The sequence below is a fragment of the Pseudoalteromonas sp. TB64 genome (genome assembly GCF_000498095.1).
In the GTDB taxonomy this organism is placed as follows: Bacteria; Pseudomonadota; Gammaproteobacteria; order Enterobacterales; family Alteromonadaceae; genus Pseudoalteromonas.
Window position 1 is genome coordinate 53,224 of record NZ_AUTQ01000152.1, and the last position, 25,802, is coordinate 79,025.

Annotated in this window: 27 protein-coding genes and 2 pseudogenes; 2 read left to right on the forward strand and 27 right to left on the reverse strand. The window is 36.7% G+C overall.

From position 1 onward, the window contains the following. From L647_RS0112465 to L647_RS0112595, 26 genes and pseudogenes are all read right to left on the reverse strand, one after another. Window positions 1–813, reverse strand: coding sequence for a MipA/OmpV family protein (locus L647_RS0112465; protein ID WP_024611387.1), 813 nt, complete (start codon window positions 811–813; stop codon window positions 1–3). Next, window positions 806–1,997: pseudogene (locus tag L647_RS01000000124150) on the reverse strand (beta-ketoacyl-ACP synthase). The gene L647_RS0112465 and the pseudogene L647_RS01000000124150 overlap by 8 nt, the downstream one beginning before the upstream one ends. After that, on the reverse strand, window positions 1,997–2,722 hold the full coding sequence (locus L647_RS0112475; protein WP_024611388.1) for a 3-ketoacyl-ACP reductase FabG2: 726 nt from the start codon (window positions 2,720–2,722) through the stop codon (window positions 1,997–1,999). The pseudogene L647_RS01000000124150 and the gene L647_RS0112475 overlap by 1 nt, the downstream one beginning before the upstream one ends. Then, a complete protein-coding gene (locus tag L647_RS0112480) occupies window positions 2,722–3,183 on the reverse strand; it encodes a hotdog family protein (protein WP_024611389.1) in 462 nt (153 codons plus the stop codon). The genes L647_RS0112475 and L647_RS0112480 overlap by 1 nt, the downstream gene beginning before the upstream one ends. 3 nt (window positions 3,184–3,186) lie before the next feature. Further along, entirely contained in the window at window positions 3,187–4,356 is a 1,170-nt protein-coding gene (locus L647_RS0112485) for a beta-ketoacyl-[acyl-carrier-protein] synthase family protein (RefSeq protein WP_024611390.1), read from the reverse strand. A 1-nt stretch (window position 4,357) separates the two neighbouring features. After that, a complete protein-coding gene (locus L647_RS0112490) occupies window positions 4,358–4,918 on the reverse strand; it encodes a DUF3261 domain-containing protein (RefSeq protein WP_024611391.1) in 561 nt (186 codons plus the stop codon). A gap of 2 nt (window positions 4,919–4,920) precedes the next feature. Further along, entirely contained in the window at window positions 4,921–6,195 is a 1,275-nt protein-coding gene (locus L647_RS0112495; RefSeq protein ID WP_024611392.1) for an NAD(P)/FAD-dependent oxidoreductase, read from the reverse strand. Further along, window positions 6,195–8,537 (reverse strand): MMPL family transporter, encoded by a 2,343-nt coding sequence (locus L647_RS0112500; RefSeq protein WP_139015442.1) that lies wholly within the window; start codon window positions 8,535–8,537, stop codon window positions 6,195–6,197. The genes L647_RS0112495 and L647_RS0112500 overlap by 1 nt, the downstream gene beginning before the upstream one ends. Further along, entirely contained in the window at window positions 8,506–9,069 is a 564-nt protein-coding gene (locus L647_RS0112505) for a hypothetical protein (protein ID WP_024611394.1), read from the reverse strand. Before L647_RS0112505 ends, L647_RS0112500 begins: the two co-directional genes overlap by 32 nt. Then, window positions 9,059–9,487, reverse strand: a complete 429-nt coding sequence (locus L647_RS0112510) for an acyl-CoA thioesterase (RefSeq protein ID WP_024611395.1) — start codon at window positions 9,485–9,487, stop codon at window positions 9,059–9,061. Before L647_RS0112510 ends, L647_RS0112505 begins: the two co-directional genes overlap by 11 nt. A gap of 9 nt (window positions 9,488–9,496) precedes the next feature. Then, window positions 9,497–11,055: pseudogene (locus tag L647_RS01000000124155) on the reverse strand (aromatic amino acid ammonia-lyase). A gap of 19 nt (window positions 11,056–11,074) precedes the next feature. Continuing rightward, window positions 11,075–12,064: a family 2 glycosyl transferase gene (locus tag L647_RS0112520; RefSeq protein WP_010553033.1), complete on the reverse strand. Its 990-nt coding sequence runs from the start codon at window positions 12,062–12,064 to the stop codon at window positions 11,075–11,077. Window positions 12,065–12,077: 13 nt separating this feature from the next. After that, the gene (locus L647_RS0112525) at window positions 12,078–12,815 is read right to left on the reverse strand and encodes a glycosyltransferase family 2 protein (protein ID WP_024611396.1); all 738 of its coding nucleotides are present in this window, start codon (window positions 12,813–12,815) and stop codon (window positions 12,078–12,080) included. A gap of 12 nt (window positions 12,816–12,827) precedes the next feature. Next, window positions 12,828–13,184, reverse strand: coding sequence for an acyl-CoA synthetase (locus L647_RS0112530; RefSeq protein ID WP_024611397.1), 357 nt, complete (start codon window positions 13,182–13,184; stop codon window positions 12,828–12,830). Further along, window positions 13,177–14,505, reverse strand: coding sequence for an AMP-binding protein (locus L647_RS0112535; protein ID WP_024611398.1), 1,329 nt, complete (start codon window positions 14,503–14,505; stop codon window positions 13,177–13,179). The genes L647_RS0112530 and L647_RS0112535 overlap by 8 nt, the downstream gene beginning before the upstream one ends. Further along, on the reverse strand, window positions 14,489–15,055 hold the full coding sequence (locus L647_RS0112540) for a hypothetical protein (RefSeq protein WP_010553037.1): 567 nt from the start codon (window positions 15,053–15,055) through the stop codon (window positions 14,489–14,491). Before L647_RS0112540 ends, L647_RS0112535 begins: the two co-directional genes overlap by 17 nt. Further along, window positions 15,055–15,309, reverse strand: a complete 255-nt coding sequence (locus L647_RS0112545) for an acyl carrier protein (protein ID WP_024611399.1) — start codon at window positions 15,307–15,309, stop codon at window positions 15,055–15,057. The genes L647_RS0112540 and L647_RS0112545 overlap by 1 nt, the downstream gene beginning before the upstream one ends. Window positions 15,310–15,368: 59 nt before the next feature. Next, window positions 15,369–15,626, reverse strand: a complete 258-nt coding sequence (locus L647_RS0112550; RefSeq protein WP_024611400.1) for a phosphopantetheine-binding protein — start codon at window positions 15,624–15,626, stop codon at window positions 15,369–15,371. After that, window positions 15,619–16,413, reverse strand: coding sequence for a lysophospholipid acyltransferase family protein (locus L647_RS0112555; RefSeq protein ID WP_024611401.1), 795 nt, complete (start codon window positions 16,411–16,413; stop codon window positions 15,619–15,621). Before L647_RS0112555 ends, L647_RS0112550 begins: the two co-directional genes overlap by 8 nt. Next, on the reverse strand, window positions 16,395–17,123 hold the full coding sequence (locus L647_RS1000000124995; protein WP_024611402.1) for a beta-ketoacyl synthase chain length factor: 729 nt from the start codon (window positions 17,121–17,123) through the stop codon (window positions 16,395–16,397). Before L647_RS1000000124995 ends, L647_RS0112555 begins: the two co-directional genes overlap by 19 nt. An 81-nt stretch (window positions 17,124–17,204) precedes the next feature. Next, window positions 17,205–17,726, reverse strand: coding sequence for a hypothetical protein (locus tag L647_RS0112565; RefSeq protein WP_024611403.1), 522 nt, complete (start codon window positions 17,724–17,726; stop codon window positions 17,205–17,207). Continuing rightward, window positions 17,723–18,829 carry a beta-ketoacyl synthase N-terminal-like domain-containing protein gene (locus L647_RS0112570; protein WP_024611404.1) on the reverse strand — a complete coding sequence of 369 codons (1,107 nt, stop codon included), beginning with the start codon at window positions 18,827–18,829 and terminating at the stop codon, window positions 17,723–17,725. Before L647_RS0112570 ends, L647_RS0112565 begins: the two co-directional genes overlap by 4 nt. Beyond that, window positions 18,829–19,101, reverse strand: a complete 273-nt coding sequence (locus tag L647_RS0112575) for an acyl carrier protein (RefSeq protein ID WP_010553044.1) — start codon at window positions 19,099–19,101, stop codon at window positions 18,829–18,831. Before L647_RS0112575 ends, L647_RS0112570 begins: the two co-directional genes overlap by 1 nt. Continuing rightward, window positions 19,092–20,243 (reverse strand): ABC transporter permease, encoded by a 1,152-nt coding sequence (locus L647_RS0112580; RefSeq protein WP_024611405.1) that lies wholly within the window; start codon window positions 20,241–20,243, stop codon window positions 19,092–19,094. Before L647_RS0112580 ends, L647_RS0112575 begins: the two co-directional genes overlap by 10 nt. Before the next feature lie 120 nt (window positions 20,244–20,363). Further along, window positions 20,364–21,134, reverse strand: coding sequence for an ABC transporter ATP-binding protein (locus L647_RS0112590; protein WP_050581985.1), 771 nt, complete (start codon window positions 21,132–21,134; stop codon window positions 20,364–20,366). A gap of 68 nt (window positions 21,135–21,202) precedes the next feature. Then, entirely contained in the window at window positions 21,203–23,227 is a 2,025-nt protein-coding gene (locus tag L647_RS0112595) for an NADPH-dependent 2,4-dienoyl-CoA reductase (protein ID WP_024611407.1), read from the reverse strand. Between the two features lie 266 nt (window positions 23,228–23,493). Between L647_RS0112595 and L647_RS0112600 the strand changes: the two genes are divergently transcribed. Then, window positions 23,494–24,315, forward strand: a complete 822-nt coding sequence (locus L647_RS0112600; protein ID WP_024611408.1) for a HEAT repeat domain-containing protein — start codon at window positions 23,494–23,496, stop codon at window positions 24,313–24,315. A gap of 29 nt (window positions 24,316–24,344) precedes the next feature. On the opposite strand, the gene L647_RS01000000124160 is transcribed toward L647_RS0112600, so the two are convergent. After that, window positions 24,345–24,791 carry a DUF2141 domain-containing protein gene (locus tag L647_RS01000000124160; protein WP_024611409.1) on the reverse strand — a complete coding sequence of 149 codons (447 nt, stop codon included), beginning with the start codon at window positions 24,789–24,791 and terminating at the stop codon, window positions 24,345–24,347. 84 nt (window positions 24,792–24,875) lie between these two features. Here L647_RS01000000124160 and L647_RS0112610 point away from each other — a divergent pair, with 84 nt between their 5' ends. Next, a complete protein-coding gene (locus L647_RS0112610) occupies window positions 24,876–25,796 on the forward strand; it encodes a hypothetical protein (protein WP_024611410.1) in 921 nt (306 codons plus the stop codon). The last annotated feature ends 6 nt before the right edge of the window (window positions 25,797–25,802 follow it).

Below are 25,802 nucleotides of genomic sequence, written 5' to 3' on the forward strand. Positions count from 1 at the left end.
TTATCTTCCTTCTCGTGTATAAAATTTCCATGCAACGCCAAAGCCAAGCGATATATTACTATTTTGCTTAACTAAAGGACTCTGTTGCTGCTTTGTATTTGCTAGGTAATCATATTTTACAAAACCACCTAACCAATATTTTTTAGTATCAAGATTTATCCCAATGGATAAATCTGATCCTGAATATCCAGAACGGTTATTAAACTCAGCTCGTTCAGTACTACTATCAAGTAATGAAATACCATAATAATAATTTAAATAACGATCGTCAGCAAAATTAGCATTTGCTCTAATACTGGTGCTTAACTCATAATCATTCGTTATTAAAAGTGGCGTCTCGAAATACACACTCGGTCCATAATGCCAACCTACATTCGTAATAGACCCAAAATCGGTAGCCATAGCTTTTCGAGTAAAAAGCCCAAAATATAGGTGGTGTTTTGTTTGTGGAGTTCCTATTAAATAATAATTTAATGATGGTCCCAGTTCAAATACCCAATCTAAATCATCTAAGCCTTCACGTGCTGTGTTATCTTTACTGTCAACGGCAATACTTACACCTGCCGAAATGTCTAAATGCAGGTTCCCCTGCTGCCACAAGTAGCCTGTAAAGCTATTGCGGTCGATATCTAAATCATCACTTTGATAACGGATATAAGGTACGGGGAGTACATACTGTTCACTTTGATCAGAACCTAGGTAATGTGGGATGTCAGCCATAAAAATACCGCCACCCACTTCAAGCTTTGATGCACTAAACGAAAATGTACTAAATAAAATTAATAATAGGTATAACCACTTAACTTTATTCACCTTGAAACCGTTTAAAAATAAGAGATGTATTAATACCACCAAAAGCAAAGTTGTTACTCATTACAAAATTTGTATGAATCTCTCGACCTTCCTCAGTAATGTAATCAAGAGGTGCGCATTCACTGTCGATTGCTGTTAAATTAATAGTAGGTGCAAACCAGTCATCATTCATCATGTTTATACTTGCCCATGCTTCTATAGCACCACACGCACCAAGAGTGTGCCCTAGATAACTTTTTAGAGAGCTAATAGGCTTAGCACCTAATGCATTAAATGTTGCATGAGATTCTGCAATGTCACCTCTATCGGTTGATGTACCATGTGCATTAATATAACCAATTTGATCCGCTGAGATATTAGCGTCTTGCAGTGCCATTTCGATTGCAACTTGCATTGTTTCAGAAGTTGGCTGCGTTACGTGTTGCCCATCAGAGTTACAACCAAAACCAACAACTTCAGCTAATATGGTTGCACCACGTGCTTTAGCGTGTTCATACTCTTCTAAAATGAGGGTACCTGCGCCCTCACCGATAACTAATCCATCACGGTTTTTGTCAAACGGTCTAGGTGTATTTTTAGGCGTTTCATTTTTTGTACTCGTTGCATACAAAGTATCAAAAACAGCCGCTTCTGTAACACATAACTCTTCAGNTGGCTTCATAAGCATAACCAATTCCTTGTGAACCAGAAGTACACGCTGAACTTGTCGTGATCACGCGACCTTTTAAACCAAAAAAAACGCCAACGTTAACCGGTGCAGTATGAGCCATCATTTGAATATAACTCGTCGCGGTTACGCCGTTCATAGAACCACTTTCCATCATACGACCAAAAGAGACTAAAGGCTCTGTTGAACCTATTGAAGAGCCGTATGACACACCGGTAGAACCATCAGTTAAAGCTGGGTGATCCAACAATTGTGCTTGCTCTAAGGCACGCTCAGTCGCAACTGTCGACATTAGAGAAACACGCCCCATAGAACGAACCTTCTTTCGCGTATAGTTTGCTGGGCGACTAAAGCCTTCAACGGGGGCTGCTAAATTGGTATTTAAGCCATCAATATAATCCCAGCTAGGCATACGTTTAACCGCATTTTCACCTTTTATTAAAGCCGCTTTGAATACATTCCAATCATCACCTAGCGCAGTGATAGACGCCATTCCCGTTACTACTACACGTTTCATTACGCCATTCCACCATTAACTTGAATTACCTGACGGGTAATATAACTTGCACCATCAGACATTAAAAAAGCGACAGTTGCTGCCACTTCATCTACATTTCCCATACGGTTAGCGGGGATCATTTTTTTCATTTCAGCTATTGGTAAATCATCAGTCATACCGGTATCAATAAGACCAGGTGCCACGCAATTAACTGTAATCTTTCGTTTTGCAAGTTCAACAGCAAGAGCTTTCGAAGCTCCAATAATACCCGCTTTTGATGCACTATAATTAACTTGCCCGCGATTACCAGCAACACCCGAGACTGATGACATAGCGACAATACGCCCACCTTTACGATTACTTACCATTGGCATAACTAAAGGATGTAACACATTATAAAAGCCATCTAGGTTTGTGTGTATTACACTATCCCACTCTTCATCTGTCATTGCTGGAAATGCAGTGTCAGCTGTTATACCGGCATTGCATACCACGCCATAAAATGCACCATGTTGCTCTACATACCCACCTAAAATTGTTTTAGCTGATTTTCTATCTGCAACATCAAATTGCAAAATATCAACATTGACACCTAGAGCAATAATTTCAGATTTAACCTGTTGTGCCGCCTCTATCCCTGATCGACAATGCAAACTAATATCAAAGCCATCTTTAGCTAGCTGTAAAGCAATGGCTTTACCAATACCTTTACTCGAACCGGTTACTAGTACACGTCTTGACATTAAATTTGCTCCGCTAAAAATTGGCTAGGGTTTTCTGGTTGAAATACATTAATTTTGGCATCCACTAATAGCGCGTCGCCTTCTTTAATTTTGCACTCAAATGCACTTAAACCACTTTCTTCACTATATAATTTTTCAACTTCAATGGTTAAAGTGCTATTGAGAGAAAAACCAGTGCAATGCATTTTATACTTACGGCTGCTTACTAAAAATCCTACCTCTACTTTAGCACCGCTATCTACTTGGTTTGCGTTAGCATAAGCGGCAATGGTTTGTGCCATATATTCTATTCCAACATGACTTGGTACCCGCTTTAACTCAGGATCATAAAAATTACTTTGTGCAGTAATCGTAACAAGACAGCGTCCACTAATTTCGTCATAACTTTCTAAGCTATCGATTAAAATCATTGGTGCAGTGTGTGGTAATACACTTTCGATTGGGTGATGAGGGTGATTCATAGCTTATAGTCCGATTAATACACTGACGTTATTACCGCCAAATGCAAATGAGTTTGATAAACAGGTAGTTATTATAGAAGGGTGTTTAGCACCAACTGAAACAAGGTTTATTTTGGGTAAATTGGTATCTCGTTCACCATCCCATACATGAGGCGCATAATCATTGCCCCCTAATAATAACCAACATAAACCTACTTCAGTCGCGCCAGCGGCACCTAATGTATGACCAATCATACCTTTAGATGAGCTACATGGTGTTTCAATACCAAAAACATTCATTACAGCAATGGCTTCCATTTCATCATTTTTAGGCGTTGCAGTACCATGCAAATTTACATAGTCGACTTCATTTATATTGATATTGGCGGCAGCTAACGCACTTTGCATTGCCATTGCAGCTCCTTCACCTTGTGGATGAGGTGCCGACATATGATGCGCATCACTGGATTCACCAACGCCTAATAATTTAACTTTTCCCTGCTTTTGCACAATACATAAAGCAGCGGCTTCACCTATGTTTATTCCATCACGATTTTTGCTTGATGGGTTTGATATACCTGCAGATGTTGATGCTAAAGCATGAAAACCATTTACCGTCATCCCACACAGGCTATCTACACCACCTACAATTGCAGCATCGGCTAATTCACAAGCTATCATTTCTTGCGCTGTCGCAAATGCTTTAGAGCTTGATGAACATGCTGTAGATAACGTAAAAGCAACGCCTTCTAAACCCAGCTCACTTTGAATAAATTGCGCTAGGTTATCCATCTCTTGTTGCTGGTAATGATACTCACTCGGAAAAAGACCATCCCGCTGTTGAGTTTTCATTGCTTGTTCACCTTGGGCAATACCTGATGTACTTGTACCAACAATAACTGCAATTCGCTGTGCACCATATTGTTTTTTAAGCTCAGTAACGGGCTCTCTTAATTGCTCAAGTGCATGTGCTGCCAATTGATTATTTCGAGTTTGAAACTCAAGAGGTCGGTCAGTTAACTCGGGTAACTCTGCATCCACAGCGCCAACATAAATAGGACCTTCGTCAAATAAAGTATTGTTGATAACAATACCCTCTTGACTGCCTGCAAGTAAGTTACGTTTTATACTTTGATTATCACACCCTAGTGCATTTATCATGGCGTAATGGCTAATAAATAGCGGTTGTTGCATATTAATATTCTTCTAATCTTTCTATAGTTAAGCGATAATTCTGCTCGTTCTCAATAAGTTGAGTCTGTGAGGCATTATATATAACTTCACGAATTAATGTATCGCCTCGATAAAAACGACGTGTTAGTTGCCCTGCAATAGCAGCTTGTGTTACTTGGCAGTTTTTACACATATGTTGTTTAAGTAGTGCTAATGGCCAAAATGCACTTTGCATATCATAAATAATTTTTTTCCCGTCAAGGTCAACTTCTAACGAATTAGTCGTTGTTAACTGCTCCGTGAGGGTATTAAATTGCAACTGAGATAGTGGAACACCTTCAAAACTCAATGCTGCAACGTTGATCATTTCCTCAGAAAATTCAGTAGACACTAGCATTGACTGCTCAACAACACCTGAAAATTGAAATTTCTCAAGCCAGCCTTTGCCAACCATTTCATTAGGTATTGGCATTAACTCAAACAATGCAGTATCAAATTTTGGTTTATGAGTAATCTGGCAAGCATTTAAAAACACTATAAAAATGATAATAAATACCGCTTTAATACTTTTATTAAGCAACATACTTATACAACAGCAGCATCGTTATCAGCCATTTCAGAGTCACATATTTTTTCTAAAATATTGAGACCTCGTTTAGTGTTTTTAACGAACGGATTTTTTTTATCCCATGCATAACCCGCTAAAATGGAGCAGACCATTGCTTTTACATCAGGCTGACCATCTGCAAAAAAGATAACTGATTGTAAACTCGTATCATACCAAGAGTTCACAAAGTATTTGAATACAGTGATCCCTTCACGCAGTGGTATTTCATATTCATTTTTCCAATCAACAGTCTCACCTTGTAATTGTTTAACCACAAGTTCAGATGCCTGTACCGCAGAACGAAGTGCAATTGTTACCCCAGAAGAAAATACGGGATCTAAAAATTCACCTGCATTGCCCAATAACGCAAATTTATCACCATGTAACTGTTTTACATTTGCTGAGTAACCGCCAATAGTGCGAACAGGAGCAATTATTTCAGCATCAGCTAACAATGATGATAAGTTATCATCTTCATTAATAAACTTAAGTAATATTTGCTCAAGGCTCATATCTGGATTTTCTATCTGTGCGGTTTCACCCACAACGCCTACGCTCACCGTACTGTCACTAAATGGGATAAGCCAATACCACACGTCAGGAATATCTGGGTGAACTGTAATAAGTATTTTATTACGATCAAATTTAGGACAATCTATATTATCTTTAAAATGTGTAAATACGGCTTTACGAGGTGATAACTCACTCGCTTCTTCTAAATCTAATAAACGAGGAAGAACTCGACCAAATCCACTACCATCTAAAGTGAAGCGGGCTGTTATTTTACTTTGTTGCTCCGTTTTTAAATTAGTAATGTCAATGCACGTACCATTTTCGTTAGTTGTGAAGTTTGTAACACGGTTCCCAAAGCGAATTTCAGCTCCTTGATTAATTGCTTCTTGAGCTAATAAATTATCAAACTCAGCTCGTTTTACTTGATACGTTGTGCCAGGACCTTCACTAAATTTTTCTTCAAAATTAAAATTCGTATGATGACCACTTCGGTAAAATGCAGCGCCGTTTTTAAATTGGAAACCCAGTTTTTCAGCATTTTCAAATAAGGTATCGAGCATATTTGCTTGGCGTAAGTAGTCCATTGATTGTGGTAATAAGCTCTCACCAATAGAAAAACGAGGAAACTCATCTCGCTCTACTAAACATACACTTAAACCATGCTGCATTAATAAACACGCAGCAACTGTTCCTGACGGACCAGCACCAATTATAGTTACATCAAAATCAGTTGATATCATTAAATATTCCTTTTCGATACAAGAGTAAGGCGCGGGGCCATAATGAACACCATAACAACACCTATAAATACAGTGAAACCAAATTGGCTCACTGCGGGTGTTGAGCTAACAATTAAAATTGCAAATACAAATAAAGAACTTAAAGCTGAGATGAGCGTGGTTAATGTTATTTTTTCACAAAGACCATGCTCAGCATAAAATACGCAGTAGTCTAAACCCAATGCCAAAATGAGTATCCCCGCTACATAATTAAACACACTTAAGCTGTCAAAAAACCATGCACTAATAACAAGTGCTATTACCATAGCAATTGCCGGTCGGCTTACGGCAATAAACGCATTAAGCAATCCGTACCGTAGCCAAAAAACAAGCATTGCAGCACCAAGTGCAAAAATATAAATTAAAACCAAATGATGCCTAAACAAACCTACCTGCTCACTTACAGCTAATACTTTATCAACAAAAAAAACATCTTTGTAGTTATTTAAGGTCCTTTCGAGCATCTTTGGATCGTTAATACCTTGCAACTTAATAATACTGTAATAACGATTATTAATTTCGACCCATTGATCTGTAAATAAGTGGGATATTTGACTTTTTTGCCACGTCCGAAAATTTAACTGGCTTAGTTCTGTATTATTTTGCGTTTCTGATAATTCTAATAAAGCTTTTAATTGATTAAACAAACCGTCATTTTCGGCTTGCAACATTAACGCTTGCGACTTTTTCTGCATAGCAATTGAAGGCAACCACTGGCTGATACTTGAATATTTGGAAAAGGCATTATTTTGCTTTAGTTGGCTTAAGTCTTCAGCTAATTGTTCAGAGCGTTCCAATGTTTGCTGAGAAGAATCCCCCGCCACTAAAATATATGGGCTGTCCCATTGTGCATTTAATATTTCTGAAATTTTCTGTTGTTGAGTCACTAAGCTAGCTGAGCTTTTATAAAACGTACGCGGATCATCAACATTATTAACCATACTTAAAGCTACTATCGCTATAACTAAAAAACCAGCCTGCCACCAATAGTTTAAGCGTTTTTTAAGGAGTGCTTTTTGCCAATTATTAAGTTGAGTAACAAAGTGAGGAATTACGCTTGGTTTTTTTACAATAAAACCAACAATACTTGGGTAAACAAGTAATACCGTAAGCAAAGCCCCTAATAAACCAGCCATAGTAAATACGGCAATTTGCTTAAATAATACTAAAGGTGTAAATACTAAAATTAAATAACCGACTGTTGTCGTAATAAAACCCAATAAAAGTGACGAACGAATACTGAGTAAGGGGTTAAACCTGTCAACTTTACTAAAGCGTAATTCGCTCAATGCATGAAAACTATAATCAGCAGCAATACCAATTAATGTAACTGCAAATACCAACGTTAATATATTTACTTCAGTAAAAAATAAACGTAATGCACTATAACCGTAAAGCATACTTATAGAGATGACAAATAACGTACAAAAAATACTTAACGTGCTTCTATAAACAACCAAAATCAACAATAAAGTAGCAATAATGGAAATACTGCCAAATACAGTCATCTCGTTCTGAGCCGTCATACTTGCGTCAGCGGTAAAAAATGCGGCTCCGGTAACAAGATAATGTACACCGGATTTTTTTTCGTCATTTTGTCTTTTTATATCGTTAACTTTTGCAGCTATGTCTTTGGCTATATTTAAATCTAAGCCAGTATCAGAACTAACAAAATTAATAAGCACATAGTAAATTTTATCGTCAGAACGACCGTTTTTTATCTCATCTTGAGCAATAAGATAACCTTGGTAGTTTTTAAGCTTCATTGAGGGGGCGTATTGTTGATTAAAAAAATCAGCTAAACCCAAATTAGGATCAGAAGCTAATGTTGCTGCCACCCACGGCGACCCCATTTCATTTAATAAACTAAATTGATAATTAAACACAGCATCTGAATTTTTGTTTTGTAATAGCTGTTTATACTTTTCACTCAGAAATGCATATTTATAAGGTAGGTAATCCTTAACTACAGATTGCAGTTCTGGAAGTGCTCCAAAATGAATATTAACTTCAATACCATTAATATCCCTTAGCGCAAATGCAGCTTGCTCTGCGTACTTTATCGCGTTGCTACGCTTTTTATGACCAACAAGCATGACGTGTTGACGCAACAGTTGCTGCTCAACTTTATCACTCACTAATCGCACATCCTCACTTTGTTCCACCGTAAATATCTGGTTAATATCTGCCACAATAGCAAAAGGCTTAAATAGCCATAAATAACTTAAACCAGCGAGTAAAATAAGTAGTTGTAAACCCCAAAGGAGTAACTTAGTGCGTGAGTTTAACGACATCCATGTCATTTTGAGTCAGCTCCTTGCTGGTAAATACCATCATTATCTCTGTTTTATTATTCTGCTGGTCTGTTAATACTATACTGCGTTGACTTTCATCAAGTGCACACAAGTTAACATTGGTAAATAATGCAGCAACGTCTTTAAGTTTTGGTATTAAGTTATAACAACGTTCATTGTCTAAAGCGGTTATGTTCCAATCACTTTCATTAATTTGCCCACTAAGGAGCTTTGCAAGTAAACTATTTATTTGCTTATCTTGAGTAAGCGTTTCATATTCTTTTGATGTTTCTAAGCGACGATAAATCCCACTAGGCAGTAACAGCATTTCACTGCTAACCGGTGATATGGTGTGCCAGTAAACATGTTGATCATAAATAACAAATTCACCTTGCGATTTAATCGCCCGCTTTAAAAATGTAAAATGTTTAGCTTGGCTAAACTGCCCTTTACCCTGCGCTACTTTAAAGCGACTAAAGTCATTAGCTGCAGCGTGTGTACTTAAAAAAAATAAAAGTACTAAAGCCAGTTTATTCAACATAAACCATCACTTTATCGGTAAATATACTTGGCGATTCAAATTGGAGTTCTTGAGTATGTAAGTCCATCGCAACTTGTATCGTATAAGCTTTAGTCAAAACCTTATCCGTATCAAGGCATTCTATCCGGTAATCTATTTTAATCCGCATCTCAAATTCAACCAAAGAGGCGTGAATACGTATACGAGATCCAAATACAGCCGATGCAACATACTTTAATCGCATATCAACAATCGGCCACATAAAGCCTGACTCTTCCATCGCATTATAGTTATAACCAATTTTATCTAGCAATGCGCAACGGGCATCTTCTATGTATTTTACATAGTTACCATGCCACACAATTCGCATTGGGTCTAAATCATAAAATGGCACCACCATATCTATGGAGGCACTAACAATTGCTTTGGATTTTTTCATTATTTACCTTTAGCTAGTTTGATAAAGTGCCCAGCGTTGAGTTTGAATATACTCAATCGTCTGACGTAATATCATATCTGTTGGGCGATCTTCTTCTAATAAATCAAAGAAACTTGCTACATCATCAATCATTGCAGTAATTTCAGGGTTTAACGCAGAAGCATCAATTTCATTATTTAAAATACGAATTCGAACACCTTGCACAGCAGCAAGTAACGTTGCGGCAAGTACCTGTTCTGTTAATTGTAAAATACGTAAACAGTCGCGTGCAGCAATGGTCCCCATACTCACTTTATCTTGATTATGACACTCTGTAGAGCGTGAAAATACACTGGCTGGCATCGTTAATTTAAGTGCTTCAGCAGTCCAGGCAGAACAGCCAATCTGAATAGCTTTAAAACCATGGTTAATAAAGTGACGTTCACTTGAAGCTGCACTTAAATTAGATGGCAAACCATTATTCATTTTAACATCAACCATCGTCGCAATTTGTCGATCTGCTAAGTCAGCTAAATTTGCCACACAGTTTTTCATCGAGTCCATTGCCATTGCAATATGCCCACCGTAAAAATGACCGCCATGTAAAACATGCTCGCCAATACCATCAATAATAGGATTATCATTAGCACTGTTAAGTTCATTTTCAATCATATTTCTTAACCACGGTAGGCTATCTTCAAGCACACCTATAACGTGCGGAGCACATCGAATAGAGTAGCGATCTTGTAAGCGGTCTGAATTACGTGGGTGCTCAACATGGTTTAAGTCATGCTGAATACGTTTAGCAACATTTTGCTGACCGACGTGTGGCTTAACACTAAATAAAATATCATCAAAGTGATTGCTATTACCTTTGAGCGCAATACTTGCAAGTGCAGTTATACGCGTCATTAAACGACTTGCGTACTCAGAGCGGTCGAATGCCTGACATGCTAGCGCCGTCATAACNCGGCGGTGCCATTCATAATAGCCAACCCCTCTTTAGGGCGTAACGTAATTGCTTTTAAACCCTCAGCAGAAAATGCCTCTAATGAATTAACAACTTGATCTTTATAATACGTATCACGTTCACCAATTAAGCTACCAGCAACATATGACAGAGGTGTTAAATCACCACTTGCGCCTACCGATCCTTCTTGTGGAATGACAGGAATAATATCGCGGTTGATCATCTCAACTAATAATTTAAGTAAATCCCAACTTACACCAGAATAACCTTGTGACAAAGACGCCAAGCGACTTGCTAAAATAAGCTTACCTTGCTCTGGCGTAAAAAAATCACCCAAGCCACAACCATGAAAACGCGTTAGGTGTATTGGCAACTCATTAACGAGTGCTAAAGGAATTTCAACGGTGCATGAATCACCGTAACCGGTTGTTACGCCGTATATATGACCTTCTTCAGCTAATAGCTTATCTAAAAAAGCGACGGCAGAATCAATTTTTTTTGCAAAGTGACTATCACCAGAAAGCGCAACTCCGCGCTTATCTTTTACAACGCTGATAATGTCTTCAATTGTTAAACGGCCTGCACCAAATAATAGGTGACTTGATGTATTACTTTCCATTTACTACTTCTCCAGATATTTAGCTAGGCTTTGAATCTTTGTCTGTGGCTTTTGGCCAAAAATTAAAAAAATTGTACCATTGATACGGCGCTTTTTTACAATAAAACTCGAGTCGTTGTGCGAACTTAGTAGCCATTGACTGAAAATACGCTTGACGCTCTTTACGTTTAACCTTTATAGGGTCTGCAAATTTTTCAATGTACGTTTTATAACGTCCTTGCTCATTAATACAAAACATTAAAAATACAGGGCATTCCATAATATTTGCAAGAGCAAATGGACCTACCGCAAACGGAGCATCTTCTCCTAAAAACGGCACATGATGTACACTATTTGGGTTATTAACCGATGTACGGTCAGCAAAAATAATTACGGCTTCACCGTCGTCTAACTTTTGCTTTAATTTAATTGTATCATCTGGACCAAAGTTATTGATATGAATAAAATTAATGGCCGCATCTTGGTTAACTTTCTTTAAAAAATTATTAAATGAAGGTGTATGCTCATTATAAGTAATTACGTTAAGCGGTCGTTTGTTATCTCCCATGCTAAAAATAGCACGACAAATTTCCATATTACCTAAATGAGCACTAAAAATAACAGCGCCTTTAGCCTCTAGTAATTGCTGATAACCTTCTGGTGTAGCAATTTCTAAATCTTTAATATTTACTTTACCAAGCCAAGCATCAAATTTATCTAAAATTGCCATACCAAACGAGAAGTACAACTTAAAACCTTGTTTAAATCGCGCCCAACCAGTGCGTTTATCCTCACCCATACTGACATTAAGATTATCTAAATAATGCCAAATAGCTTGACGAGATAAACGACCTGTAACGTAAAAATAAAACATAACTGGTGTTAAAACTATTTTAAACAGCCACTTACCAAATACCTTGTATATAAATACCAATACTTCGATACCCAGCATAGAACCGCGTTCTTTTAATTGTGACCAATGAAATGGTTTATCAACGTCGTTATGTGGTGCTTTTTTTTGCTCTGACACGCAATAAATCCCTCTATTTAAATTTGTTTACAATTAAACGTGGTAAACGCCACAACATGCCAAAAAAGAGTCTCGTATGCATTTTTGAAATTAACACGTTATCGTCCCACACATTAAAGTGTGATACTCCATTCTCTGGGTAATGAACTTTAGTTTTGATAAATTCAACAGGCGTACCTTGCCAATAAAGCTTTACCATTACCTCTATATCAAAATCCATTTTATTGCCCAAACGAGTACTATTTATAAGCGTTATATAAGCATCTAACGGATATACACGAAAGCCACACATAGTGTCCTTTAATGCAAACGATAACGTTTCTATATAAACCCAAAAATGAGTAATAAAACGTCCATAATAACGTCCTTTTGATATTGACTCATCGTAGATAGGTTGCCCACTCACTAATGCTTTAGGGTAAAGCTTAGAGCGTGCAACAAGTTGGTCTACATCGTTTAAGTCGTGTTGACCATCAGCATCAATTTGAATTGCATGACTCCAACCTGCTTGATGCGCATGAACAAGACCCGTTTGTACAGCGGCTCCTTTGCCACCATTTTCAATGCGACGTACCAATGTAACCAAAGCAAACTCTGCATCTATTTTTTCAAGCACATTTTGTGTTTGTTCGTTGCTTCCATCATCAACCAATATAATAGGTAGATTAAAATCAACTAAAGCAGATATCGTATCGTGAATCACTAAATCGTGATTGTAATTTGGGATGACAAATCCATATTTACTCGACATTATAAAGCACTCTTATTCATCATTTAGCACTACTTTTCCTGATGCATGCTGCCCGTGCTCTGAGCTGTAACTAAAGCTAAATTTAGTATTTTTAATTTGTTTTAATAATAAATCTACTTCGTAATTTGGTTTAACTATAATCTGAAATTTTAATGCATCAACTGAAATTGCTTTTTGGCAATCTACATTCAAATATTTAGTCAAATAATGCATCACCCAATCAAGTTGAGCTACACCGGGTAAAATTGGTGCTAGCGCAAAGTGACCTTGAAAATAAAATAGATTTTCTGGTATTTTCAAACGCAAAAGCACATGTTCAGGGCTTTGTTCTATTACTTCACAAATAGGTTTATATACAAAATCAGTCAAACATTTTCTCCAATTGCATTTTTTCGAGTTTACCTTGCGTGTTATAAGGCAATGCCGACAAATAACGAAACTTACGTGGTATCACTAAAGGTTCAAAAAATACTTTTAAATGACTCTTAAGAGCCTGTGAAAACTTAAATTTACCGTGCTCTGCTAATACAGCTTCACCCTCTTGGGTTAGCACTAATACTGCGGCAATTTCACTTCGTTTGTTTTGCTGCTCACTTTCAAGAAGTAATACATAGCATTCGTTAACCAAAGTGTATTGATTTATCTTTTGTGTTATCTCATCTAATGAACAACGTTTTTCTTCAATTTTAACAATGCGATCTGCTCGACCTAATAACGAAAACTGATTGCTGTTGGTTAATTGCGCTCTATCATCTGTTTGATACCACTGACGCTGATCAACATAAGGCGATGAGATAATAAGTCTTTGTAAGTCATCCGTTTTTATTTTTATAGGCGTAAATGCTTGCCAGATTATAGACTCACTTTGTTGACGCCAAGCTATTCCGCCAGTTTCAGTACTTCCAAGCACTTCAACCGGTGCATAACCAAATTGCTCGCTTAGTAAATTAGCAGCAACTGATTGTAGTGGTCCACCAGATGAAAAACAGCAGCGTAATTTATCTTTAACAGATACTAATACGTTATCTTGAACCAATCGATGATAGTAAGCTGGGCTACTAATTAAGGTAATATCACTTTTAGCTGTATTTTCAATAAACGAAAGTAAATGCTCTGGGTATTCAAAGCTACTAAAACAAACATTTCGACCAGAGTATAGAGGCAAAAGTACTTTAAATAACAATCCATAAATGTGTTGATGCGACACAGTAGCAACCAAAGTCGTATTTACAATTTGCCCGCCAAATTGTTCTTCAAGTACATCAAGTTCTAAAACTAATTGCTTAAACGTTTTATCTACCGCTTTAGGTTGTCCACTCGAACCCGACGTAAAAAAGCGAATACGTGTAAGCTCATCAATATCAAGCTCAGCTGTAGTGCTACTTATTAAATCTGGTGTAAATGTGATGTCAGCAGATGATAAACTAGCATCACCACAAAATGCATCGGCATGGCTTAAGCATTGCGTGAGCTGGGCAGGTTGTCCATTTTGGGGCAAAACAATTGACTTTTTTGCCACTAATAAAGCAAAAAACAATACGCTAAACTGGTAGCTATCAGCATCAAAAAGCAACCACGTAATTTCAGGGTGCTTAGAAAACTTTTTAGCGTGCCCGTTAACCTGCTCACGCCAAGTTGTAAAGTCATGGTTCTCACCATAAAAATAGTTATTATTATTTGGCCACTTCATTCGATTTATTTTTTGCCTTTTGCCATTTTCTTACAATCAATTCTATGATCATTAATAACCCCATCAGCAGATACGAAATCAAGCCATTATAGGTAAGCCATACTTTTGGATTTGGGTGAAATACAGTTACAGTCGCAATAAAACCATTCAATATAAAAAACACACACCACACTTTAGTTACTGATCGTGTGTAACGCTTTCCATGTTCATCTAGGGTTTCAAATTTGCCTGCAATAATTTCAATTACACTTGGGGGTCTATATAGTGAATAAGCAAACACAGCTAAAAAGCAGCAGCTAATAACAACAGGGTAAAACTTTAACGCTAATGCTGAATTTGCAAAAGTAGCAAAAAGTAATAACCCACACCCGCATGCAGTCATAATTTTTAAATGAGGAATTGTTGCTTTACTGTCTTTAACCAACCAATGCCTTAGCAGTAAAACGGCAACAAAAACACCACCAATAATTACCGGTTCGCTGTACTGTAAGCCAAAATATACCGCAAAAGGATAAGTTAATAACAACCCAGCTAACAACGCCTTTTTCATTAAGCCTCAACAACCATTAGCTTTTCAATTGCATCAATTACATCTTGTACAGTACGAACTTGTTTAAAGTCATCAGGTTCTATTTTTTTACCTGTTTGTTCGCGTAATTTTACAACCAAATCTACGGCATCAATACTATCAAGATCTAAATCTTCATATAAACTGGCTGTGCGGGTAATATCCTCAGGCTCTATTTCAAAATATTCCTGTAAAATATCGCTAAGCATAGCAAAAATTTGGTCGCCATTTTTCATGTTTTCATTATTCATATATATATATCCAAACACTGTATCGCTTTAAAAAACGCAGTAAGTTACGCCTTTGTTGCAGCTATAAAATCACATAAAGTTTTAACCGAGTAAAAATGCTTTTTACTATCATCGGTATTTCCATCAATTTTCACATCGTATGCTTTTTTAATTGCGACACCCAACTCAAGTGCATCAATTGAATCTAAGCCTAAACCATCAACAAAAAGTGCTTCATCATCATTAATGTCTGCGGCTTCAATATCTTCTAAATCTAAAGTTTCTATAATTAGTTGTTTAACTTCAGTGCTTAAGTCACTCATATTTTAATTTTTCCTCGTTAAGATAAGCTTGTAAATCGCGTGTTAGTTTGCGTACCGAATTAGTTATCTGGTCGTCTTGTATATAAGGCGCAATCAAATAAGGTGGTAAAACACGCATCTTAAAGGTAAAACGGCGATCAGTTACCTGATACCACTTTTGTCCTTTGGTTAATGTTATTGGGTTTACGTCAATTAAGATTGGTAAAATATCGACTTGAGTTCGAAGCGCAATGTTGCCTGCCCCTCGTTTAAAATGCCAAGGTTTACCTGGTATACTTCGAGTTCCTTCAGGGAACACTATAAGGTTGTTTCCACTTGCAAAGCTTTTTTTGCATTGCCCTAAAAAGTAATCTGGCTCAGCATCATTATTGATATAACCAGTGGCTTTAACTACACCTTTTAGAAAAGGGTTTTTCCATAGATCAGCTTTAACAACACAGTCTGCATGGCGCACAATAGAAATAAGAACAACAACATCAATTAAAGATGGATGATTAGCTATTATTAACTGCCCTTTCGCCCGTTTTATTGCATCGAGCTTATCTATATCCAAGCGTAATATGCCAACTAGGCGCATATAACCAACAAAAAATTTAAATGAATAATGCACAGCAGTACGCGCAGCTTGATTTCGTTTATTTATATCACGATAAATAAGTCGTTGAATTGAAAAAATAATAACAGATAATGCCAAACCACCAGTACTAAACAGTGCAAAGGCACTGCCTGTTGCAATAATACGGTATGCTTTTATCAATTGAGTTTTCATTAGCGCGATAGTTGCCATTGATATCTTTTTGAATTTATTTCTAACTTATTATTTTTTGAAAAATAAAACTTTAAAAAATCAAGAGCTTGTAAATTAGGTGTTTCGCTTTCTTTTACTTGATGATGACCAGTGCATTTTAACTCAAAACCGTTGCTACTTTCACACGGTTCAATAAGCAACCCTACTGCTATATTGTCAGGTTTTTGTTGTACATAAGGTTGGTAATGTTCAGGTACAGCTTGGTCACTATATACATATAAAATACGCTCATAGCCACGAGTTTTTAGCTTTGCTACAGCATCTACTAATCCCATAAAAAAACTATCCTCGCCGGCGGACATAGCGCAAAGTGGAGCTTTATTTCCAGCATAAATACTAAATAAACCACCCACAGCATTATGAACCGATAATGCAAAGTTAGTTGGAGAGAGCGTATCTTTACTTGCAACATCTGCAATTAATTTAGTTGTTTTGTGTAGGTCGCCATGGCGAGAAGAAAATACACTAGGGATGTCATGCTGAAATGCTTCACTTGCCTCTAAAGCACAGTGAAGTGTCAGTTTAGCAAATGCACTTAAACGTCTTCGCTGCATTGCAGGTATCTGTTTTAATTCAGGAAGCGTTAACGTTTGTGGGTTTACTATTGTTCCGTTTGAGAATGATTGCCAATCCTCAAAATTTGTTTTCCCGTCGCCCCAAGCGATGCATTTTTTGATAATAAATTTCAATGTAATAATCCCTATTACAGCAGTGGTGACAAAAAGAGGCTAGATTCTACAGTCGCACTTGTTTTGATTCAAGGAAAACTCTCATATAACACCACGTTCGCCGAAAAAACCATCATTTTTGATTATTTTCGCCCAACATTCCCGTTGGTTTTCATCTTCTTGCCAAACTAGTAAAATAGCACATTCAATCAACCCTAAGCTCATGTCGGTTTCAGCTAGCAACTCATTTTTTCCTATTGCTTGCTTACTGCTGCCTATAAAAACATTTGGGCCATCAATCGCATAGGTATTGGCTATATAATAATTTGCAGCATTGCCAACACTTGCAACAAAACTTAATGGTTTTATAGGATTACTTTGGTCCACATCAATTAACATCGATTGCATTGAATCACTTGAAAAGTAATCGGCGCAACTATATAAACCACTATTTTCACTGAGCTCAATATTTCCTTTAGCACGGTATACTGCAAGTAACGCAATTAATGTAAAAGAGTCCATTCTACGAACCTGTAAACCTGTTTCTTGTTTTACGAGTTGCCTTAAGCTTTTTACATCTAGCTTTTTTTCAAAACTTAAATAACTACTGCCGACTTCTTTCATTCAGTACCCCTATAACGCTGAAAAACCAAAGCCGCATTATTACCGCCAAAACCAAAGTAATTAAATAATACAGTGTTCACTTGTGAAAAATCATTTCCTTTATAAAAAGGCCACATTAAATCGTTATTGTTACTTATATAATCTGGCGGGGTGTACGATTTTTTACTTAAACAATCAGCAAATAATGCAATTTCAATTGCACCACATGCGCCTAACGTGTGCCCTGTAAAAGGTTTGAAAGCAATAATAGGAGGAGGACTCTGAGTTATTTCTGATGTATTAAATAATGCAGTTAAAGCATTGCACTCTGCTTCATCATTCCCAAGCGTGGCGGTACCATGCACTTTAATTAGATCTATATTATCACTTTGGATATTTGCCTGTAATAAACAATCATTAATAACTTGTGCAATATGACTTCCGTCTTCCTGAGTCATTGTTAAACTATAAGTATCGCATGACGATGCACCACCCAGCATTTTGAGAGTACATTGCGCAGTAGGGATAGATGATAAATAAAGGGCTGCAACTCCCTCCCCTAAAATTAAACCAGAACGACCTTTAGCAAATGCAATTAATTCTGTTTTACTAATTAAATCTAATGATTTAAAGCCTTCAACGGTTAAAGGGTTATAAAATTCGCAACCTATAACCAGTGCATGTTCAATTTTTCCGGTACTTATTAAACGCGAAGCATACAAGCATGCATTAGCACTTGCTGTACATGCTGTACTAAAGGTAAATTCCAATTCATTTAAACCGTAGCGTTTTACTAACGCTTGGCTAATTTTATCTGTTTTAGATAGCCATAGCTTATCTTCATCCCCTACTTTCACAGCACTGATATCTAAAGAAGTAGATCCTAAAAACAAATTAGTTTTTGCTAAATCACTAGCTGATAAATTCAACTTTTTAAAAAGAGGATATAGAACAGCATCAAAATAACTTAAAATACTCGTAAAATCGCTACAATTTATTTCTTCTCGGAATGATTTAAATGCCACACTCTCATTTTCAATAGTGTTAACAACACTACTTATTTTATTACTTAATGGTGCCGATAGCACCTCGCTGGCATTTAAATATACATCCCGTTTATTCATTATTTAGCACGCTCTTGAATAATAAAGTCGGCAATTGTATCTATAGACTGTAAATGTTTACGCGTTTCTTTAGAGCCTTCAACTTTAATACCAAAGTTCTGTTTTAATACTAATGAGAGTTGTAAAGCATCTAACGAGTCTAAGTTGATGCGTGATTTACTTCCAAACAATAGCTCTGAGTCAATAATATCAGCGGGCTCAAAATCATCTTCTTTATCACATTCAGTAATAATTAATTGTTTTAACTGTAGTTTTAATTCGGCTAATTCCATGTCAAATTCCTCATTTTTTTATTAAATATATATAGTGCAGCAACAAAGCATAACAATGAAAAACCCCAAAGCGATGCTGTATATTGCCAAAAAGTGTGATCAACTGATTTGCTCATCAGTTGTCGTAATAGTTGAGCTGACCAAAACATTGGTGACCCATTTGCCAGCGCAGCTAAATTATCTGGCATAATTTCAAGCGGCACCATAAAGCCACTTAACGCAGCTAAAATTATATTTACTCCACCACCGACAACAATAGCTTGCTCATAACTCGACACCATACTTGCTAATAATAAAGCAAAGGCAATCGCAGTAAAACTAACTGTTATAAATGTAAATATACTAAGCAATAAACCATGCAGCGGTAGCAAAGGTACATTCAAAAAATAGGGAATTACAATACAACCAATAATCGCAAGTAAACAACCTTGTATAAGACTTACAATTACATAAGCACACGCTTTGTTATAAAAATAGCGAGCCATACTAATTGGATACGTTTTTAATCTAACCAAAGTGCCATTATTACGCTCATTAATAAAAGTGAGCGAAATAGGCAAAACAATAAAATAAATACCAAATACCCACCAGGCAGGAATACTGTTCAACGCTGGGTTGTGTAATGCTTTAGCTAGCGGCTTTTTTAATAAATAACTTACATCAGATGATGCAACAACTTGATTAATTTGCTCAGCTAACGACAAATCCTGAGATAAATCACCTGTATCAAGCATATACAAATAGAGCTTTAATTGAGACAAGCTTGCTTTGACTTTCTCTGTCATTAGTAATCGCGTTTGCGGCGCGAGTTCGTCACTTATATCTAACCGTAACTGGTTATTACCTTGGCGCATTAAAATTTGTTTATCTACACCGGGCTCTACTGTTAATCTGTTATCGGAATTATTTTTATCTATAGTAAAACCCTGTGCAATTAAAAGTGCGATTAAAATATTGCTATGCGCACTATTCTCTTGCCCGATTACACTGAGAGTAAGGTTAGCTTGTATATTTTTTTGCGACTGACTGCTTGCCATCGTCATAATAACCATAAATACAATAGGCATGAGTAATAATACAGCTAAGCTGTGTAAGTCATTTATAATTAATCTGGCTTCTTTTTTTACCGTATGGATTAACATGATGACTCCGAAAATAAGTCTCGATACAGTTGCTCTATATGGCTATTTGTAAATGTCAGTGTTTTAATATCATGACTTAAATTAGCAAGCACTGTAAAAGCTGATGCTAACTGCTCGCTATTATTCACTTTTAATTGATGCCCGCCATTTTCTAAAATGGNGAGTAGCCGATAGTGGCTTAACGGTAGTGAAGTTTAAAGATGGTTTTTGAATATTTAAAAGTTCATTTGCTACGACTTTACCATTATTTAAAAACACAACTTCATCGCATAGCAATTCAACTTCATGTAATAAATGAGAGGTATAAACCAAGGTTTTACCTTGTTGTTTTAAATCCAATAATAAATTAATTATTGCATCACGCGATAATGGATCTATGCCTACCGTTGGCTCATCTAAAAATATAATGTCTGGCTGTTTACTCAAGGCAATTGCAATATTTAAGCGACGCTTATATCCACCAGATAAAGAACCCGCCATTTTATTAATAACATCATCAAGCCCGCATGCACGTATAGCCGATTTAATATGGTTTGAATGTAAACTGCGATTTTTTTCACTTATGGACACAAAAAAAGCTAAATTATCGTGCACGCTAAGCTCATGATAAAAGGCAAAATCTTGCGGTACCAAAGCAACTTTTTGCGCGATAGCTTTTTTGGTCGTGTACTGTGAGTAAAAAGGGTAACTAATTTGACCTGTTTGAGCAGTTAAAAGACCACTCATTAATGAAATTAATGTTGATTTTCCAGCTCCATTAGGACCTAAAATTGCAGTGCAACTACCTTGAACAAGATTGAGTGATATATTATCAACACTCAATGGCATATTTGCTTTATAGCCAAAGCTCACTTGTTTTAGCGCCAACATAATAGGCATTAACTGCGTCATACCTTTCCCTGTAACATTAATTATTCCTTTATATTTTTAATTATAGTAATAGTGAACTGCGTAACCAACTATAAACCTTGTGCAACAGAAAAAGCATCGCCAATCGCTCTTTGTAAATCTAACTTTTCAGAGTTTAACGCACCACCTATATAGCTAACTGGCATTAAACTGTTTAGTTGCTGATGATACTCTGGCAACACTGACTGCTGACCACTACAAATTACAACATGATCCACATTTAATACTCGTTCTCGGTTACGTATACTTAAATGCAAACCTTGTTCATCTATTTTTTGATAATTCACAGCAGCAAGCATTTTTACTCCCTGCTGTTTTAAATGCTCTCGGTGTATCCAGCCTGTCGTTTTCCCTAAATCTGCACCATGCTTTCGCAGTTTACGTTGCAGCAAATACACTTCATTTGATATTGTTGATTTGGCAGGTTTTTCTTTTATACCACCAGCATTGCCGACGCTCAAGTCAATACCCCATTGCTCACTAAAACGTGCGTTTGAGGGGGTCATATTCAAACACCGATTTTTCATTGCAACTATGTAAGCGGCGACATCAAAACCGATTCCACCAGCACCAATTATTGCAACTTTTTCGCCAAGCTTTACTTTAGCGCTAAGCACTGTTTCATAACTAATTACATTTGGTAATTCAACGCCTTTTATTTCAGGGGTTAAACCTGTGACACCAGTAGCAATGACGCAGTGATCAAAAAGAGTTAAAGCCGCTATATTGACTGATATATTTAAGTTAACTATTACATTTAGATTTTTTAAACGGCTTTTAAAATAACGTAGCGTTTCTTTAAACTCTTCTTTTCCAGGTACATTGGCGGCAAGTAATAATTGCCCGCCTAGCTCTAATGCGCTTTCAAATAAAGTAACTCGATGACCTCGTTCTGCTGCATAAATAGCACAAGCCATTCCTGCAGCGCCACCACCCACTATAGCAACTTGTTTTACCTTATTAGCTTTAGTAACGGGCATTAGTGTTTCATTACAAGCTTGAGGATTAACAATACACGTGGCTGGTAAGTTAATAAAAATATTATCTAAACAAGCCTGATTACAACCAATGCATGTATTAATTTGATCAGAGTTACCCGCTTTCGCTTTTGCTACAAACTGACTATCGGCTAAAAAAGGCCGTGCCATTGAAATAAAGTCTGCATGCTTGTCAATCAGTAATTGTTCTGCAACCTCAGGAGTGTTAATTCTGTTACTTGTAATAACAGGCACTGTTACTGCTGCTTTTAGCCGTTGACTTAAGGATGAAAAAAACGCTCTTGGGACACTCGTTGCAATAGTCGGAATACGCGACTCGTGCCAACCAATGCCTGAATTAAGCATATCAACACCGGCATGTTCGAGCTCACGCGCCAACTGTAATACTTCATCAAAAGTACTGCCGTCTGCGACTAAATCAAGCAACGACAAACGAAATATTACAATAAAGTCGCTTCCTAGAGTTACGCGAACTTGTTTTACAATACTAACGGCTAAGCGAATACGATTTTTATAACATCCGCCCCATTGGTCATCTCGATGGTTAGTCGCTTTCACAATGAATTGATTTATTAAGTACCCTTCAGAGCCCATAATTTCGACACCATCGTACCCTGCTTCTTTAGCAAGTTTGGCGCATTGCACAAAGTCATCTATTTGTTTTTCTATTTGTCGGTGGGTTAATTCTGCTGGAGTATAAGGGCTTATAGATGCTTGAATAGCTGATGGGGCAACTTGCTTAGAATGATAACCATAACGCCCCGCATGCAATATTTGCATACAAATTTTTGTATCGTGTTTTTTTACAGCCTTAGTAATTAGCTTATGTTGTTCAACGCCATCCATAGAATCTAAAACACTGCGATTAGGCGCTAATATCCCTTCTTGGTTTGGAGAGATACCACCGGTAATAATCAAACCAACACCTGCGCTGGCACGTTCACCATAAAAAGCGGCTAAACGCTCAAACCCCTGAGGTAACTCTTCTAAATTTGTGTGCATAGAGCCCATTACCACACGATTATTTAGTGTAGTGGAACCTAACTGATAAGGCGTAAATAAATGGCTATATAGCATAAAAACAACACAAAGTGGCTCAAAACCGCGCTAGAGTAACAAGCTTTAATTATGACTGCAAAATTTACTGCAATATTTTAACATTAACGATAGAAACAGTTTGATTTACAAACAAATAAATAATAAATCTTGTTGTGTAGCAAAGTGATGGCTATGATAGTTAACAAGTTTATTATACTAATTAACTTTCAAATACAGAGCGCTATATTTAAAAAATTAACAATATAGTATTACTCTTTTTTACTCCCTCTATACAAGGAATCGTTATGTTTTCATTAAAGCCATTATTAGTGGGCCTGAGTTTAGCTGCATTATCAAGTTCTGCATTTGCATTAACAACAAGTGAGCAGATCGATTATGACCGATTGATTTCAGGCAATATTAATCAAGTAAAACAAGCTGCTCAGTCTATAGTATCTAGCAACAACAGTAACCCTGAAGTGTTAGATGTATTAGCCCAATACCTGGCTAAAAACTACTTAGCTGCGGCTGATTATCAATTAGATACAATGGCATGGGCGTGTCGAGCTTTAGGTGAGACAGGAAATGCGCGTTACCGAGATTTACTCTCTACTATAGTTAATAGCGATGCACATAAAAAAATCCGTAAATATGCAAAAAAATCATTAAAGCGCTTACCTTCTGATAGTACTGAGCAATTTGTAATTGGGTCTGTAGATTTATCAAACTTACAAAAAAATGCCCCTCAATCAAATATCCCATCGCTTAAAGGTGACGATAAAATATTGTTTGATATAGCTAGCGGAAACCTAACTGAAATTAAGTTGCTTGCGCAAAAGTACACATCTTCAGGCATACCTTCTAACAAAATAGGCGACACGCTTGCGGAATATTTTTCTCAAAATTATAAAACTAGCGAGCAACACAAGTTCGATACTCTAGCATGGGTGTGTAAAGGTTTAGCAACCGACACAACCGGACGTTATAAAACACTAATTGAAGAAGCTGAAGAAAATAGCCCTATTCGAGCAGTACGAAAGCATTGCCCTGATGATGTTGACGGTAATGGTCCATATTACAAAGCGGGTGATATTGATTTAGCTGCAATTGAGAAGCAACTCAAATAACATGTTTTATGAATTAATAACGCCGTAATTCAACGGCGTTTTTTATAATTAACATTTACTTTAATAGCTTTGCTACTTGTAAAATCAAACATACTATTTTCAGGTGATGGCAAACCCATCATTAAGTTAGGGTTATTCGAAAACCCAACAGGTTCTTTAGGAATAGAACTCGACGACACATCAAGTATACCGTTTGCATTTAGATCTTGAAAAAAACGTAAACAATAATGACCCTCAGGTAACTCTTTAATCGTTACTTTATGCTCGTAACTGGTTACTGTAAAATTTTGTGCTCGAACCTCTGGTAAATCGTCCCATGCTAGAGCTGTGTTACTACAATCAAGAACTTGAAAGTGTGATTGACCTTCAACTTGCCTAAACTTGGCGAACGAGACATCAAGAGAATAGCCTTGCTCTACAGCAAATAATTTAAAACTAAATAGTACAGTAAAAGCGAAAATAACTATTTTATACATCAGTTAATCATCCAATTTAGTGTGGTTTGAGTTTTTATATTGGGTATAATAGCCGACTATTAGGAAGTTAGAAAAGGTAAAAGGATGCACAAAGTACTCGTTATTCATTATTCTCAAACTGGTCAACTCACCAAAATTGCAGATTCAATTGTAAAACCACTGCAAAATGATGATGAAATTACGGTAGATTACCTTAATTTAAAACCTGAAAAAGAATACCCATTTCCTTGGCCTTTTTTAACCTTTTTTCATATTTTTCCTGAATGCGTAAAAATGACGCCACAACCAATGAAAGTTGTTGAGCCTGATCATAGCGATTACGACTTAATTATTTTAACGTATCAAGTATGGTTTTTATCTCCATCGCTTCCTGTTTCATCATTTATGCAGTCGCCACAAGCAAATAAACTACTCAATAATAAACCCGTTATTACCGTTATTGGTTGTCGTGGTATGTGGTTAAGCGCACAAGAAAAAATGAAACAGCTACTTAAAAATGTAAATGCTAACCTAATCGATAACGTGGTACTTAGTGACGAATGTGGCACTGGCTTTAGCTTTTTAGCAACACCACTTTGGATGTTTACAGGAAAGAAAAAGCCTGTGTCGTGGGTGCCTGCAGCGGGTATCGCTGAGAAAGAAATTATCGATGCTAGCCGCTTTGGTATCGCAATTAAAAAATCAATTAATAATCTACCTAATACCCAACAACTTCAACATTCTGTATTAAAAGGATTAGGAGCAGTTAAAGTAAATGAGAGATTTATTGCCAGTGAACGTGTTGGTCAACACAGTTTTAAGATTTGGAGTAAAATCCTAACAGCTTTGGGACCTATGCACTCAAAGCGTCGAAGTTGTGGGCTTATAATCTATGTGCTATTTTTGCTCACCTTAATTATTACTGTGGTGCCAATTACAGCAATAATAAAAAAATTAATTGCCCCTTTAACAAGAAAAAAGATTGCAAAGCAAAAAGCCTATTTTGCTGAGCCTTCTGGAGAGTAGTTTTAC

Excerpts from the sequence above, each read along its gene's own strand:
- L647_RS0112600 (WP_024611408.1), top strand. The coding sequence starts at position 23,494 with ATGTTTTCATTAAAGCCATTATTAGTGGGCCTGAGTTTAGCTGCATTA.
- L647_RS0112535 (WP_024611398.1), bottom strand. The coding sequence starts at position 14,505 with ATGAAGTGGCCAAATAATAATAACTATTTTTATGGTGAGAACCATGAC.
- L647_RS0112555 (WP_024611401.1), bottom strand. The coding sequence starts at position 16,413 with ATGGCAACTATCGCGCTAATGAAAACTCAATTGATAAAAGCATACCGT.
- L647_RS0112575 (WP_010553044.1), bottom strand. The coding sequence starts at position 19,101 with ATGGAATTAGCCGAATTAAAACTACAGTTAAAACAATTAATTATTACT.
- L647_RS0112485 (WP_024611390.1), bottom strand. The coding sequence starts at position 4,356 with ATGCAACAACCGCTATTTATTAGCCATTACGCCATGATAAATGCACTA.
- L647_RS0112480 (WP_024611389.1), bottom strand. The coding sequence starts at position 3,183 with ATGAATCACCCTCATCACCCAATCGAAAGTGTATTACCACACACTGCA.
- L647_RS0112500 (WP_139015442.1), bottom strand. The coding sequence starts at position 8,537 with ATGACATGGATGTCGTTAAACTCACGCACTAAGTTACTCCTTTGGGGT.
- L647_RS0112540 (WP_010553037.1), bottom strand. The coding sequence starts at position 15,055 with ATGAAAAAGGCGTTGTTAGCTGGGTTGTTATTAACTTATCCTTTTGCG.
- L647_RS0112595 (WP_024611407.1), bottom strand. The coding sequence starts at position 23,227 with ATGCTATATAGCCATTTATTTACGCCTTATCAGTTAGGTTCCACTACA.
- L647_RS0112505 (WP_024611394.1), bottom strand. The coding sequence starts at position 9,069 with ATGTTGAATAAACTGGCTTTAGTACTTTTATTTTTTTTAAGTACACAC.
- L647_RS0112510 (WP_024611395.1), bottom strand. The coding sequence starts at position 9,487 with ATGAAAAAATCCAAAGCAATTGTTAGTGCCTCCATAGATATGGTGGTG.
- L647_RS0112545 (WP_024611399.1), bottom strand. The coding sequence starts at position 15,309 with ATGAAAAATGGCGACCAAATTTTTGCTATGCTTAGCGATATTTTACAG.
- L647_RS01000000124160 (WP_024611409.1), bottom strand. The coding sequence starts at position 24,791 with ATGTATAAAATAGTTATTTTCGCTTTTACTGTACTATTTAGTTTTAAA.
- L647_RS0112565 (WP_024611403.1), bottom strand. The coding sequence starts at position 17,726 with ATGAAAGAAGTCGGCAGTAGTTATTTAAGTTTTGAAAAAAAGCTAGAT.
- L647_RS0112570 (WP_024611404.1), bottom strand. The coding sequence starts at position 18,829 with ATGAATAAACGGGATGTATATTTAAATGCCAGCGAGGTGCTATCGGCA.
- L647_RS0112580 (WP_024611405.1), bottom strand. The coding sequence starts at position 20,243 with ATGTTAATCCATACGGTAAAAAAAGAAGCCAGATTAATTATAAATGAC.
- L647_RS0112550 (WP_024611400.1), bottom strand. The coding sequence starts at position 15,626 with ATGAGTGACTTAAGCACTGAAGTTAAACAACTAATTATAGAAACTTTA.
- L647_RS0112475 (WP_024611388.1), bottom strand. The coding sequence starts at position 2,722 with ATGTCAAGACGTGTACTAGTAACCGGTTCGAGTAAAGGTATTGGTAAA.
- L647_RS0112525 (WP_024611396.1), bottom strand. The coding sequence starts at position 12,815 with ATGTCGAGTAAATATGGATTTGTCATCCCAAATTACAATCACGATTTA.
- L647_RS0112495 (WP_024611392.1), bottom strand. The coding sequence starts at position 6,195 with ATGATATCAACTGATTTTGATGTAACTATAATTGGTGCTGGTCCGTCA.
- L647_RS0112490 (WP_024611391.1), bottom strand. The coding sequence starts at position 4,918 with ATGTTGCTTAATAAAAGTATTAAAGCGGTATTTATTATCATTTTTATA.
- L647_RS0112610 (WP_024611410.1), top strand. The coding sequence starts at position 24,876 with ATGCACAAAGTACTCGTTATTCATTATTCTCAAACTGGTCAACTCACC.